This window comes from Rhizobium subbaraonis (assembly GCF_900220975.1).
GTDB lineage: Bacteria > Pseudomonadota > Alphaproteobacteria > Rhizobiales > Rhizobiaceae > Mycoplana > Mycoplana subbaraonis.
This window is the reverse complement of the sequence record NZ_OBQD01000052.1, coordinates 1-12,222: the sequence shown is the minus strand read 5'-3', so window position 1 is coordinate 12,222 and position 12,222 is coordinate 1. Positions and strand designations below refer to the sequence as shown.

Genomic DNA, 12,222 nt, shown 5'->3' with positions numbered 1-12,222 from the left:
ACGACCAGGACATCGCCTTCGCGCAATTCGCCGAGGCATGCCTTCAGACCCGGCCGGTCATCACGCGCTCCGGAAGCGCGATCCTGATGGAGATGACGCTCAACCACCCCGACCGCGAGCAGGGCATCACGCTGCAAGGCAACTGACTGGCGCTCGTCACTGCTCGATACCGCATGTAACCGATCAACATGTAGGACAAACCTCAAATCAGGAATTACCGCACAGTCTCACAATCTGACAGAGTTTGTCGCAAAATATGGCCGGACATCGTTCAGAACTGCCCATTGGGAACGAGTATAATTATTCGGCGTATTTCCCAAAATATAAAAATCTGTTGGGTTTCCATGGCCAGCGTGCCTGTTAAGCTGTGGTGGCGTCCGCGGTTGTCTTAATTCCGCCGTGCCGCGCGGTTACCTTATCCCACAAACGGAGGAATACAGATGATTGGTGACATTCAGATTAAGTTCGGGGGTACGGCTCTGACGGCCAGCCTCGCATATGAAAGCGTTCTGGCTCGCGGACTCGGCAGGCTTTGGCGACGGTCGGCTCATAGCAGCAGTTTTAGCAGCGCAGCCGAACCAATCTTTTCAATTTCCGAAACCTTGGAGAAGGTGACCGTGGTATTCCAAGTCCCAGGCTACAGCCGCGACGAGCTGTTGCTGGAGGCCACCCCCCATTCGATTCGACTGAGCGGCCGCAAGCTTGCGGCAGAAAGCCGAAGCGGAGGTGCACTCGACCGACTTGTGCCATTGGTCGAAGCCGTAGAGCCGGAGCGCGTCACAACGAGGCTTCAGGACGGTCTTTTGACGGTGGATCTTCCGAAAGCTGCGTGGGTTAAGGGAAAGGCCTGTCACGTCCCCATCAATGCTGGTGCTTCAACTGCGACGGCGCAGCACAAAGAGCAGCCAGATAATCACGCCTAGCCCGAGCGCCACCAGGGAAATAACGGATCGCGTCGGGTCTCCACCCGACGACAACGAGAAGAGCGCGCCCGAGAGCATCAGTGCCGCCGACACCACGGCGTTAGCCAAGGTGTTGCCGGCACGGCGTAGGGCATCGCTGAGTTCATTCAAATTCGCAACTGAAACTTGAACGGCGAGCCCTTCGCGCTTTAGCCGTGCCGCGACCCTCCGCAGAGCTTCGGGCGCTATGTTGGCGAACTGATCGAGCTCCTTGAATGCGCGGAACCCTCGCGCCGCCAACGCCTTAAGGCTGAAGCGTTGCGCGAAGACTTTCAGCATCACTGGCGTGATGGCCTCGACCACGTCCAGGTCAGGGTCCAATGTTCTGGCCAAGCCTTCAGAAATACCTAGTGCTCGCATCAAGAGGAGGAGATCGGGCGGGAGCGCAAGTTCGTTTTCCCGGGCAATCGAGATGAAATCGTTGATTGCCTCGGCCAGACGGATATCGCGACCCGATTGAGCACCATAGCGCGAAAAGAACTGATCGACGGCCGGTTCAAGACCTGGCGGCGGGGGGCCGGATCGGCGAGCCCAGTCCATCAGGATTTCCGTGACCGCCCCGACGTCGGCATCGACCAAGGACCCAAGAACGATAAGCACCTGTTCGCGACGCTTCGCTGAAAGCCGCCCGACCGAGCCAAAGTCGAGCAAGGCGAGCTTGCCCTCGGGCGTGACCAGCACATTTCCGGGGTGAGGATCGGCATGGAACACGCTCTCTTGAAGCATCAAGGCCAGCAGTCCCTGGGCTGCTTCCGGGGCAAGTGCTCGGGCGAGCGCGGGCTCCGAATGTCTGAATGCCTGGTTGGGGCTCCTGCCAACGATACGATCACTGACCAGAGTCCTGCTCGTGCTGAACTCAGGATGGACACGCGGCACGACAAAGACGCTGGTCCGACAACGAACATCCTCCTGATTGCGTGCCTCGATCCTGAAGTCGATCTCCTCGAGAAGCGCTTGTGCGAGCTGCCCGACCACGCGGACAGGTTGATGTCGCCTAAGTCCTGGAGCCCGCCGTTCGATCACCCGTGCGGCGGCCGTGAGCAGCCGCAGGTCGGCGCGCATCACCTCCTCTATGCCCGGCCGCCGTACCTTCACAACGACAGACTCGCCCGTGTGCAATCGGGCTTCATAGACCTGACCAATGGACGCGGCAGCGATCGGCGTTGTCGAAAACTCTGCGAACACCTCTGACGGATCAGCGCCCAAGTCAACCACGAGTTGAGAACGTACTTCCTCAAACGGCACGGGCGCGACGGCGTCATGCAACCGGCTCAGACGCTCCGTCAGCTCGGGCGGAAGCAGATCCGCGCGCGTTGCCATGATCTGCCCGAGCTTGACGAAGGTAGGGCCGAGACGCTCCAGTGCGCGGACTAAAGCCTCTGCTTCCGCGTCGTCAAATGACTGTACATGTCGGGTTCGAAACAGCCCGAAGCGAGCCAACGTAGGCTTAAGTCCGGCCTCTCCGAGGACCCGCAGCACGGTTGCGAGCCGTCGGTAATCGGCCGTTGAGAGACGTCCAGCCATCATCTAGGTTGTGCCTTCCGTGAACCCAAAGCAGCCAATGGGGTAGCCCCGCTCAATTTCCATCTGCTGATAAGTCGAGGGGCATTGGCACTGTTTATATAGCTGCCTGTCTCTGTTATCCCCCAAACAGTCCTCCGGTCTGAGGCGGTCTAACCGCTCCCGTCCTGACATCGAAATTGAGCCGCACTTCGGCTCCATCAATTATATGGTAACCGATTTCGTATTTCCGAGTGAGTAGGAATTAGTCTTGATGGCGTGAAATCTGCATGTCCCGCGGTTCCGAGACCATTTGTATAAGTTTTACGCTGCCTTGGGGCGGAAGGTCGGGCGGGCTTTACGCGAATCCAGAGAAGCTGCCACGGCGCCCTAATGATCAGGATTGCAAAGGCAACAATGCTTATTTTCAGTCTTAGCCCTCGAAACTCCCATATCCTGCTGATCGCCGGGCCTATCCCCGGCGGGATAGGATACCGTTTTGCCGAAGGATCTTCAAGTTTGCAGCGTCCGCTCGTTCTGACTCCTTGCAGCGGGAACCGCTTTGGCTGGGGGACGTTGGGTCGTTTCATGGCACAAGCGGCAGGAACAAGAAATGCATATTCGCAAGCTAGGCTCGGAAGGACTTGAGGTGTCAGCGATGGGCCTCGGATGCATGGGGATGTCAGAATTTTATGGCAGCCGCGACGAGGCTGAGTCAGTCGCGACGATTCACCGTGCACTCGAGCTTGGCGTCACATTCCTCGACACCGCCGACATGTACGGCCCCTTCACTAATGAGGTACTGGTCGGCAAGGCAATCGGCGACCGTCGTGATAAAGTGGTGCTCGCAACCAAGTTCGCGAACGTACGCGGCGATAACGGTGAATATCTTGGCATTCGCGGCGACGCCGATTATGTGCGCCAAGCCTGCGACGCGTCGCTGAAGCGGCTCGGGGTGGACCACATCGACCTCTATTACCAGCACCGGGTGGACCCGAACACGCCGATCGAGGAGACGGTGGGAGTCATGGCTGAGCTCGTTAAAGCCGGCAAGGTCCGATACCTCGGCCTTTCTGAAGCGGCGCCAGAGACTATCCGCCGTGCACATGCCGTGCATCCGATTTCAGCTCTCCAGACGGAATATTCGCTGTGGAGCCGCGAGCCCGAGGAGGCGATCCTTCCGACGGTGCGCGAACTTGGCATCGGCTACGTCGCCTACAGCCCGCTCGGCCGCGGCTTCCTGACCGGCCAGATCCGCCGCATCGAGGATCTGGCCGAGGACGACTATCGCCGCAACGCGCCGCGCTTTCAGGGCGAGAACTTTCAGAAGAACCTTGACCTGGTGTCCGAGATCGAGACGATGGCGCGCGAAAAGGGCCGCACGCCATCCCAGCTGGCGCTTGCCTGGCTGCTGGCTCAGGGCGATGACGTCGTGCCGATCCCCGGCACCAAGAAGCGTGCGCGGCTCGAGGAGAACGTGGGCGCCGTCGATGTACGGCTAACGGCTGAGGATGTGGCCCGGATCGACTGCATCCTGCCGCCCGGTGCTGCCGCAGGGACGCGCTATGCCGCGCCCCAGATGCAGGCGCTGAACCGATGAGGGGCGATCGGCTCGCGGGTAAGGTCGCGATCGTCACAGGGGGAGGGCGCGGCCTCGGCCGGGCGATGGTGCTTGGCCTTGCGGCGGCGGGCGCGCGGGTCGTCACAACCGCCACGCGCGAAGCGACCGAAATCGAGGCCGTGGCCCGCGAGGCGGGGGACGACCGAGTTATCCCGACGCTCGCCGATGTATCTCGAGAGGATGACTGCGCCCGCGTCGTATCAATGGCGCAAGACCGCTTCGGCCGGCTCGACATGCTCGTCAACAACGCCGGTCGCGGGATGAAGTATGTCAGCCAGCAGTTCCTGACCGAGCCGACCCGGTTTTGGGAAACCGCCCCCGAAGTCTGGCGCATGGTGATCGACACCAATGTGAACGGTCCGTTCCTGATGTCACGGGCGGCGGCCCCGGTGATGATCGCGGCCGGTCGCGGGCGCATCGTGAACATCACGATGAATCACGCCACTATGCGCCGGCGCGGCTTCTCGCCCTATGGCCCGTCCAAGGCGGCGCTGGAATCCGAGACGATCATCTGGGCGCAGGATCTGGACGGCACAGGGGTCACGGTGAATGGCCTTCTTCCCGGAGGCGCGACAGCGACAGGCATGATTCCGGACGGCCTGCCGCAAGAGGCGCGAAGCGGCCTGCTTGATCCCGCGATCATCGTCCCGCCGCTTCTCTGGCTGGCTTCGGGGGCGTCGGACGGGGTGACGGGCCGGCGGCTCGACGCCTCCCGCTGGAGGAGAGAGCTACCGGAAGCTGAAGCCGCCAAGGAAGCGATGGATAACGCCGGCTGGGCCGTCGCCTGATGCGGGGAGCTTCGTCTCCGCCGACGCGGCGCGTCCGCTGCGTCGGGGGTCGCGGCGGTAAGCAGCGCGGTTTTGACCGGGAAGCCGGATTTGATGGAGCACAGGAAGGTTTCGAAGCGGATCCTCACGGCGGCGAGCCTGGTCACAATGATCTCTCCCTGGATCGCCGAAGTGGGGCGCACACACATGCGTAACCCGCGCTGGCCTCCACACTCCAAGCAGCACGATGCACAGACCATAGCACTGAGAACGTTGCTCGGCGCCGCCAGCGTCTATTTCGTCCATCGCTGGACCGGCGACTGGCTAAGGAACCTTGCAGCCAGCGGCACCCTGGGCGCGGCTTTCTGGATCGCACAGGGTGCGAACATCCTCTTTCCCGGCACGGCGCCCGTTGACCCGGACTCGTGAAGCGACGGGCGAGTGGCGGAATTCCCGGCCAGGTGGTGCCGATGCCGTCATGGTGCCGCTTGTCGCACCGGCTTGCCTGATCGGGTCACAAGACGAGGAAACCTGAACCCAACGCAGGCGCCTGGAGGTTGATCATCTCAGGCCAGGAGGCATAGGCGACCGCGGCGAAGACGGCGGCGCCAATGTGGAGGAAAACGACGTCGATCGCTTGCATGAGGCCGGGCGAGACCTTGCGGATATAGTTCGTCAGGAAGTCGGCGCGCGTCCTGCGCCCCGCCAGAACCGCTGCCGACATTGTGAGAAGACGATTGCAACGACCGAGCATGCCGCCATCTCTGCGACGCCGGTTATCGGGCTTGAAAGAAAGTTATGCCCGATGACGTCAGCGACGATCAGGAACATCAAGAGAAAGATCCAGATCGTCCCGGTGGCGACGAGCGTGTTGGCGGCAAACCGAACGGGCCGGCGTCGGCTGGAGGGCCAGTGCCTTCCTCAATCTGAGGTATCAGTTCGGCCACGGCGTGCTTCCAAGTGATTGGATTGACACTGCACCGGCGAACATCGCCGGTACAGTCAGAAATTAGAGACCCGTGTCCCGGTCGCGCAGCGGCGTGACGCCGCGGGCGCGCAGTTCAGCGAAATAGGCTTTCGGCAAAGTCGTGGCCCCTTCGCCATTGGACGCAAGCCATGGGCCGACGATATTTGGCAGGCTCTCCACCCATTTCTTCTTTCCGTCTTCCGGCAATTCTGAAATCTCAAGGCGTTCAGCCACCATCTTCCCGATTGCCGTATTGGCCTGCTCGGTGACGTAGGCGCCATGCGCTAGCGAAGTCGATTTTCCGGCTGCGAGGACTGCGGTCTGAACCTCTTCCGGCAGGCCGTCAAAAAAATCTTTGTTGGCCGCGATGCCGCCAAAATACATCGCGCCGATACCGACGCGCGTCAGGTGCGGCGCGACTTCATAGACGCGTGTCGGCAAAATGCTGCTTGCAAACGATAACGCGCCTACCGACACGCCGGTCTGGATGTCGATGTAATAGGTGGTCGAGGCACCGACCGATTCTCGGGGTTAAGTGCAAAGCGACAAATGCGGTTCAGATATTTTGGGCGCTGCAGGCTGCAGTTTAGCTCCCCCAAACATAGCGACAGGTTTTGTCTGGAAACCTGATGTCCACCGCAGATCCTGTGGAGGGCGTAGCCTTCTCCCCGCTGCAATTCATCGCGGTTGGAACGCCGCCCGACGAGAAACGGCTCAGCTGATCTGCGACACGTGCTGACGGTTGCGTGCATATTTCGGAAGAACGGGGACAGTCGTTTCACTAAATTGCGGACAGTGTTTTCACTAATTCCGGGACAGCATGATGTGGTCGACTGTCGCCTGCATGGTTGAAGTCATGAGCGATTGATTTCGCCGTTTTCAGCGCCGGTCAAGTGGGATGGTGCTTTTTGCCGCCGCATGCTGTCGCCTTCAAGGGTGATGCGGTGAGCATTATGGATGATCCGATCGAGGATTGCGTCTGCGATGGTCGGTTCTCGATCATGTCATGCCACTGGGCGACAGGGAGCTGCGCGGTGATGAGCGTTGATTTCCGGCGATAGCGTTCCTCGAAGATTTCCAGCAGATCGAGGCGTTGTTGATCCGTGAGCGTGTGCGTTCCCCAGTCGTCGAGGATCAGCAACTGGACGCGGGCGGGTTTGTCGACCCGGCGTGGAAAGCGGCCGTCGAGCCAGGCAAGGCCCAAGTCTTCGAACAGACGCGGCATGCGCAGATACAGGCCGCCGCGATTGGCAACCTCTGCGGGATCGTGTTGCGCAGTCTCAGGCGATCTCTTCGCGAGGTGGTCACAATCTCCCACGGACAATAATCGTGGTTGACTGTCAGGATAACGTGCCGAACTCAAGAACGCTTTTGACGCTGATGAGCGCCGAGAGATCGCGGCCGAACTCGAGCTGGCCGAGGTGATCGTTGCCATGGCCGAACAGCACGGCCTTGTCGACGCCGAGCCGCCCTTCTGAGGGCGGTACATAACGACAGCCAGGCTGGGCAGTTTGCGGTGTCGAAAGGAGTTGGACGCGCCATGGCGTTCTTGCCGAGCGAGGTCACCGATATCCGAAAAACTGTCGCCGCCAGATGCGCTCACCATATTCAGCATTTACATCAATGCTGTATTTGCTGTATTGTGCCCCCCAACCGAGCTATCTATCCATTCACTGTGATTCTACTGCGAGGAGACGCTCAAATGACCAGCAGCACCGGTTCCTACACCACGAGTGACCTCTCGCGGAAGTCTGGCGACATTATAGCCGAGGCCTTGCGCCATCCAGTTACCATCACTCAGCGCAACAAACCGCGACTGGTGCTGCTGAACATCGAGGATTATGAACGGCTGATGCGCCAGTCCGATATGCGTGCTGCAGGCACGCTTGAGACCATGCCCGACGCCTTGCTCGCCGAGTTTGAGAGCGCTGTCGACGCTTACGCCGACAGCGCTGAGACAAGCCGATGAGTGGATATGACGAGATCCAGACAGCAACGGTCATCCGTTATCCCTATCTCTGGAGCCGTGAAGCCGGAAAGGGCGAAACAGAGGGACGCAAAGACCGACCGGTAGCCGTCGGCGTCCGGATCCCTCAAGCGGGTGGTGACCTCGTGCTATTCTTTCCCATCACGACGAAGCAGCCGGAGCGAAGCCGGTTCGCGGCGGAGATACCAGCGATCGAAAAGCGCCGCGCCGGGCTTGATGTCGATTTGCGCCTTTGGATCATCCTCGATGAGTTCAACAGCGACATTGTCGGACGGTCGTTCTATCTCGAACCTGAACCGCCGATCGGTCGCTTCAGCAAGGCATTCTTCCTGCCACTCCTCAGGGAGTTCATCGCCCGCCGCAAGTCTTTTGCCGAGGTCAGCCGATCCAGATAGTGCCGTCCAGCGACGCCATGAACGTCACCAATTCTGGCTGAAATATCGTTTCACAGCGTTGCAGATTTTTTGTGTGGGTAGGAGCGGTTTCCGCGTTCTTCACGGACTGCGGGACTGTACCCTCTTGCTCGCTTCTGAGAAATGAGTTCCAGAAAGAGCTCTACCGCCGCCTCTTCTTGCTCGAAGTGATGAACCTTCATCTGACCTCTGGTTCCGATGCGTCCCCAGCGCCGCATAAGACACGCCTCTCCGAAAAGGGTCGGCTCAATAGATATGGCATAGAAGCGCGCCATATTCTTCTCAGCATCAGTGCGTTCGATATAGAGGTTATAGGGCTGGGCGATCATGGTGAGAGGATCGCGCAATCGGTCCCATGCGTCCAACGACAGTTGTGAATCGATGGCCGCGGAACGATTCAGTTTTGTGAAGTATTGTAAGAAGGAGCACGGGGCGGTCCGCCTTTGGCGTACGACTCTATTCGCTGAAGCGAACGAAGCCCAACTGTGGTCTTCGCCGGTCCCGGTAACGATCCTCCCGCGCGATAGCCGACTGCCATTGATCAGTATCCCAGATAACCGAGAATATCGGCGCCAGAATAGTCGGCTTGCTCGTCTGGATGAGCGATGACATTGCTAGTCGTGACATCCACCAAAGCGCTATCGCTGTCGCGAACGATTGCCTCAATTTGATGGATACGGCATTCTTCGATGGCCTCTTCTGCCGTGACCTGTGCCTCGCAGGCTTCCCAATATCTCATCGCTCGGTCTCCAGGTCCGGGGTGTCCCTCAGACCTTCATTTCCAAAGGTTCACGTTTTCCATGGAAGCGGTTATCGCCAACGCAGGACTTCATGTCGGCTCGCCGGAACCACATCGCGCGACCGCATCGAAGTGGCGCATTTCCCCCGGTGAACACAATCTGCTCATCGGCACGCATGCACAGGACTTCGTGCGGCTGGATCAATGGTCGGCTGGCAAGTTGCTTTGATCGGGTTCGTGACGAACCCCTCGCCTGAAAACTCCGGCTGACCTGGTCGATTTCGACTGTCGTTGTTCCACAACGCCGGGAGATATAGTCCGCGGTCTCCGGATCGTTGATCGCTGAGAAACTGATCCAGCTCGCGCTTTCGAACCACTTGCTGGTGGCGTCGCGTCCGCCATAGGTTTCGCGCATCTGGCCGATCGACTGATAGATCATCAGAAGCGTGATCCCGTACTTGCGGCCGGCATCGCGTGCCGTCTCAAGGATCCTCATGAATCCCAGGCGAGCGACCTCGTCGAGAAGGAACAGAGCGCGTCCCGGCATCGCCCCGTCACGGTTATAAATGGCGTTCAGGAATGAGCCGATGATCACCCGCGCGAGACCACCATGGGTCTCCAGCGTCTGGCGTTGGTGCGCGGATAAGATTTCAACGTTTTGCATCTATGCGACCGGGATCGAAAATACTTGATTGATCCAGCATGTCGCACAAACATAACGCCACCCGCCGCCATCATATCAGGAAGATGAAGTTCAAGGTAACGAACTGGCCGGAGTATGAGGCGGGCCTTCGCCGCCGCGGTAGTTTGACCCTTTGGGTAACGCCGGAGGCGCTTAGCGGCTGGGCTGCTCCACGATGCAATACGAGGGGAGGCCAGCCGCTTTACTCTGATCTGGCGATCGAAACTACGTTGACGTTGGGCATGGTGTTTGGGCTGCGGTTGCGCCAGAGCGAAGGGCTATTGAGTTCAGTGCTTGATATGATGGGATTGGATCTGCCTGTGCCCGATCACACCACGCTGAGCCGGAGAGCCAGAACCTGGACGCCATCGGCCAGAAACAACGAACGCCAGCCTGTGGAGAGCGGTCCCCTTCACATTCTGGTCGACAGTACCGGCCTGAAAGTTTATGGCGCTGGCCAATGGCTGGAAGAAAAGCATGGGACAAAGTCCCGGCGTGGCTGGCGCAAACTGCACCTGGCTGTTGATGCCGACAGTGGCAAGATCATTGCCCATAGCCTGACAGATCAGGAAACCGGCGATACCTCGCAGCTGGGGCCATTGCTTGATAAGATTGATGATGAGATCGATCAGTTCACCGCCGATGAAGCCTATGATGGCACTCCAACCTACGACGCGGTTCTACACCATAGCGCAGGCGCAAGGGTCGTCATTCCACCGCGTTCGACCGCATTTGAACGGCCCAACGCCCAAGCATGCTGCCAGAGAGACGACCACATCGCATCCGCGCAGATAGATGGTCGGCTGAAATGGCAGGCATCTACCGGCTATGGCAAACGAGCCTTGGTTGAAACCGCGATGGGTCGATACAAGGGCATCATTGGACCGCGTTTGCGCGCTCGGTCATTTCTTGCTCAACAGACAGAGGCTGCGATCGGGGTCACCATCCTTAACCGAATGCTTGCCTGCGGATGCCCGAAATCCGTTCGTTGTGAGGCATCGGCGGGAGCAACCAAATAAGCGGACCATCAAAGAACGAGCTCCGCTCATTAGCTGATCCCTGCACCAATGCCGATGCCCGGGAGATCTTGGGCGTCGTCGGTGTCATCCCCCTCCCCTTCCGCGTCGATCGCGATCGAGGCCGCGGCCCGAACGACCCCAGGCGTCCCCACCTCCGACGTCTGTCGCAACGTCCGGACCTCGTCGGGCGACAGCGCCCAATCTGCAGACTGTCCGAAAATCCGCCGGCGCGTACGCATGACGTCGCAGGCATCAGTGAAGTGGCGTCGTTCCATCCATCCCTGCCCGACACGCGAACGGGCGATGCGCTCATCAAGACTCGTGAGTGCGATACCCGCCCGAACAGCCGGCTCCAAAAGTACCTGGAGCAAATCCGGTGGCACGAGGGATTCCTGTTTCCGGTAATTCATGATTCACTCCCTGCATGACGAAGCGCCGCCTGCCCATGGCCGAGCATGCCGACACGCTCTCGCTGAAGGCGCTGCGAGAGCTCGTGACCGGCCTGGTGGAGCGTGCTGATCGGGCAGACGCCCGGATTGAGAAGCTCGAAGCTGAAAACCAAAGGCTTCGGAATGAGAACGATCAACTCAGGCTGGAGAACACCCGGCTGAAGATCGACAACCAGCTTCTGCGTGACGAGATTGCGCGGCTTAAAAACCTGCCGCCCCGCCCACCCTTCAGACCGTCGGGGATGGAAAAGGCAACGGGTGACAAGCCGCTCTCGGCCAAGGATCCGGCGCCCCGGCCGCGAGGGCCGAAGAACGACACGAAGCGGGTGACGCGTGAAGAGGTGCTGCCTGCCAGTGTACCGCCCGGGTCGCGCTTTAAGGGCTACAAGGACTGCTTTGTCCGGGATCTGGTGCTCAGGGTCGAGGTGGTTCGTTACCGGCGGGAATGCTGGGTAACGCCGGAGGGAGACACCATCACAGCTCAGCTGCCTGCGGGGATAAGAGGTGGCTTTGGGCCCAATCTGCGGCGGTTTTGTCTGATGCTGCATGCGCATGGCCAGGTCACCACGCAGCGAATGACGACGTTGCTCAACGACGTCGGCGTCGAGATCTCCAAACGCCAGGTGGTGCGGTTCCTGACGGAGCGCCTGGACGGCTTTCATGCCGAGGATGCAGCCGTCCTCCACGCCGGCCTCGTCTCGGCGCCCTTTGTGACGGTCGACGACACCGGTGCCCGTCACGCCAACCGCAATGTTTATACGACGCATATCGGCGGTGAGCATTTCACCGCATTTCGCACCGCGCCGTCCAAGTCGCGACTGAACTTTCTGGCCCTTTTGCGCGGCAACTATCAGGACTACGTCCTCAACGAGGCCGCCTTCACTTTTCTCGAAGACCGGCAGATGGACCCTGCCCTTCTGGCGCGGCTGAAGAGAAACGAACCGCGGCGGTTTGCCGATCAGGTTCCGTTTCTCGCCTATCTGGCTGAAAATGGTATCGACATTTTCGACAGGGACATAATCGGGGCTCTGTGGTCATTTCTACATTAATACACGCTAAGGGCATTTTGCAGGTGACGGGAAACACATGATTTCCGCTCACCGTGATCGCGGGGCA

13 protein-coding genes and 4 pseudogenes are annotated in these 12,222 nt (G+C 59.7%); 8 read left to right on the top strand and 9 right to left on the bottom strand.

The genetic code is table 11. The features are described 5' to 3' along the window. Nucleotides 1–137, bottom strand: a 137-nt coding sequence (locus CRO48_RS30900; protein WP_455363841.1) for a recombinase family protein, incomplete at its 3' end; no start/stop codon positions are given. Between the two features lie 303 nt (nucleotides 138–440). On the opposite strand from CRO48_RS30900, the gene CRO48_RS30895 reads away from it, so the two are divergent. Further along, a complete protein-coding gene (locus CRO48_RS30895) occupies nucleotides 441–923 on the top strand; it encodes an Hsp20/alpha crystallin family protein (RefSeq protein WP_097143468.1) in 483 nt (160 codons plus the stop codon). Here CRO48_RS30895 and CRO48_RS30890 read toward each other — a convergent pair. Further along, a complete protein-coding gene (locus CRO48_RS30890) occupies nucleotides 876–2,486 on the bottom strand; it encodes an ABC1 kinase family protein (protein ID WP_210202052.1) in 1,611 nt (536 codons plus the stop codon). The genes CRO48_RS30895 and CRO48_RS30890 overlap by 48 nt on opposite strands. A gap of 589 nt (nucleotides 2,487–3,075) precedes the next feature. On the opposite strand from CRO48_RS30890, the gene CRO48_RS30880 reads away from it, so the two are divergent. The 3 genes from CRO48_RS30880 (at nucleotide 3,076) to CRO48_RS30870 (ending at nucleotide 5,279) form a co-directional block, all read left to right on the top strand. Further along, nucleotides 3,076–4,062, top strand: a complete 987-nt coding sequence (locus CRO48_RS30880; protein WP_097143465.1) for an aldo/keto reductase — start codon at nucleotides 3,076–3,078, stop codon at nucleotides 4,060–4,062. Continuing rightward, a complete protein-coding gene (locus CRO48_RS30875) occupies nucleotides 4,059–4,871 on the top strand; it encodes an SDR family NAD(P)-dependent oxidoreductase (protein WP_097143464.1) in 813 nt (270 codons plus the stop codon). Before CRO48_RS30880 ends, CRO48_RS30875 begins: the two co-directional genes overlap by 4 nt. Before the next feature lie 93 nt (nucleotides 4,872–4,964). After that, nucleotides 4,965–5,279 carry a DUF6640 family protein gene (locus tag CRO48_RS30870; RefSeq protein ID WP_097143463.1) on the top strand — a complete coding sequence of 105 codons (315 nt, stop codon included), beginning with the start codon at nucleotides 4,965–4,967 and terminating at the stop codon, nucleotides 5,277–5,279. A gap of 85 nt (nucleotides 5,280–5,364) precedes the next feature. Here the strand turns inward: CRO48_RS30870 and CRO48_RS30865 are convergent, their stop codons facing one another. From CRO48_RS30865 to CRO48_RS33650, 3 genes and pseudogenes are all read right to left on the bottom strand, one after another. Further along, complete coding sequence (locus tag CRO48_RS30865) at nucleotides 5,365–5,604, bottom strand: hypothetical protein (RefSeq protein WP_141402162.1); 240 nt, start codon at nucleotides 5,602–5,604, stop codon at nucleotides 5,365–5,367. Nucleotides 5,605–5,859: 255 nt separating this feature from the next. After that, nucleotides 5,860–6,306, bottom strand: a complete 447-nt coding sequence (locus tag CRO48_RS30860; protein WP_280952712.1) for a type 2 periplasmic-binding domain-containing protein — start codon at nucleotides 6,304–6,306, stop codon at nucleotides 5,860–5,862. A gap of 365 nt (nucleotides 6,307–6,671) precedes the next feature. Continuing rightward, nucleotides 6,672–7,054 (bottom strand): annotated as a pseudogene (locus CRO48_RS33650) (ATP-binding protein); the annotation flags it as partial. A 465-nt stretch (nucleotides 7,055–7,519) separates the two neighbouring features. On the opposite strand from CRO48_RS33650, the gene CRO48_RS30850 reads away from it, so the two are divergent. Next, on the top strand, nucleotides 7,520–7,786 hold the full coding sequence (locus tag CRO48_RS30850; protein ID WP_097143460.1) for a type II toxin-antitoxin system prevent-host-death family antitoxin: 267 nt from the start codon (nucleotides 7,520–7,522) through the stop codon (nucleotides 7,784–7,786). Further along, a complete protein-coding gene (locus CRO48_RS30845) occupies nucleotides 7,783–8,199 on the top strand; it encodes a hypothetical protein (protein ID WP_097143459.1) in 417 nt (138 codons plus the stop codon). The genes CRO48_RS30850 and CRO48_RS30845 overlap by 4 nt, the downstream gene beginning before the upstream one ends. Nucleotides 8,200–8,249: 50 nt before the next feature. Here the strand turns inward: CRO48_RS30845 and CRO48_RS30840 are convergent, their stop codons facing one another. The 3 genes and pseudogenes from CRO48_RS30840 to CRO48_RS30830 form a co-directional block, all read right to left on the bottom strand. Beyond that, nucleotides 8,250–8,546, bottom strand: a complete 297-nt coding sequence (locus tag CRO48_RS30840; protein WP_097143458.1) for a WGR domain-containing protein — start codon at nucleotides 8,544–8,546, stop codon at nucleotides 8,250–8,252. Nucleotides 8,547–8,758: 212 nt separating this feature from the next. Continuing rightward, nucleotides 8,759–8,956 carry a hypothetical protein gene (locus tag CRO48_RS30835; RefSeq protein ID WP_097143457.1) on the bottom strand — a complete coding sequence of 66 codons (198 nt, stop codon included), beginning with the start codon at nucleotides 8,954–8,956 and terminating at the stop codon, nucleotides 8,759–8,761. A gap of 28 nt (nucleotides 8,957–8,984) precedes the next feature. Next, a pseudogene (locus CRO48_RS30830) lies at nucleotides 8,985–9,584 on the bottom strand (type IV secretory system conjugative DNA transfer family protein); the annotation flags it as partial. 74 nt (nucleotides 9,585–9,658) lie between these two features. Between CRO48_RS30830 and CRO48_RS30825 the strand changes: the two are divergent. Beyond that, nucleotides 9,659–10,657, top strand: a complete 999-nt coding sequence (locus CRO48_RS30825) for an IS5 family transposase (RefSeq protein ID WP_097143456.1) — start codon at nucleotides 9,659–9,661, stop codon at nucleotides 10,655–10,657. A 41-nt stretch (nucleotides 10,658–10,698) separates the two neighbouring features. Here CRO48_RS30825 and CRO48_RS30820 read toward each other — a convergent pair. Continuing rightward, nucleotides 10,699–11,067 (bottom strand): annotated as a pseudogene (locus CRO48_RS30820) (RHE_PE00001 family protein); the annotation flags it as partial. Between the two features lie 14 nt (nucleotides 11,068–11,081). Here CRO48_RS30820 and CRO48_RS30815 point away from each other — a divergent pair. Then, a pseudogene (locus tag CRO48_RS30815) lies at nucleotides 11,082–12,128 on the top strand (IS66 family transposase); the annotation flags it as partial. Between the last annotated feature and the right edge of the window lie 94 nt (nucleotides 12,129–12,222).

Coding starts and splice junctions, on each gene's coding strand:
- CRO48_RS30880 (WP_097143465.1), top strand. CDS start 3,076: ATGCATATTCGCAAGCTAGGCTCGGAAGGACTTGAGGTGTCAGCGATG.
- CRO48_RS30850 (WP_097143460.1), top strand. CDS start 7,520: ATGACCAGCAGCACCGGTTCCTACACCACGAGTGACCTCTCGCGGAAG.
- CRO48_RS30825 (WP_097143456.1), top strand. CDS start 9,659: ATGTCGCACAAACATAACGCCACCCGCCGCCATCATATCAGGAAGATG.
- CRO48_RS30890 (WP_210202052.1), bottom strand. CDS start 2,486: ATGGCTGGACGTCTCTCAACGGCCGATTACCGACGGCTCGCAACCGTG.
- CRO48_RS30840 (WP_097143458.1), bottom strand. CDS start 8,546: ATGATCGCCCAGCCCTATAACCTCTATATCGAACGCACTGATGCTGAG.
- CRO48_RS30865 (WP_141402162.1), bottom strand. CDS start 5,604: ATGCTCGGTCGTTGCAATCGTCTTCTCACAATGTCGGCAGCGGTTCTG.
- CRO48_RS30835 (WP_097143457.1), bottom strand. CDS start 8,956: ATGAGATATTGGGAAGCCTGCGAGGCACAGGTCACGGCAGAAGAGGCC.
- CRO48_RS30895 (WP_097143468.1), top strand. CDS start 441: ATGATTGGTGACATTCAGATTAAGTTCGGGGGTACGGCTCTGACGGCC.
- CRO48_RS30875 (WP_097143464.1), top strand. CDS start 4,059: ATGAGGGGCGATCGGCTCGCGGGTAAGGTCGCGATCGTCACAGGGGGA.
- CRO48_RS30870 (WP_097143463.1), top strand. CDS start 4,965: ATGGAGCACAGGAAGGTTTCGAAGCGGATCCTCACGGCGGCGAGCCTG.
- CRO48_RS30845 (WP_097143459.1), top strand. CDS start 7,783: ATGAGTGGATATGACGAGATCCAGACAGCAACGGTCATCCGTTATCCC.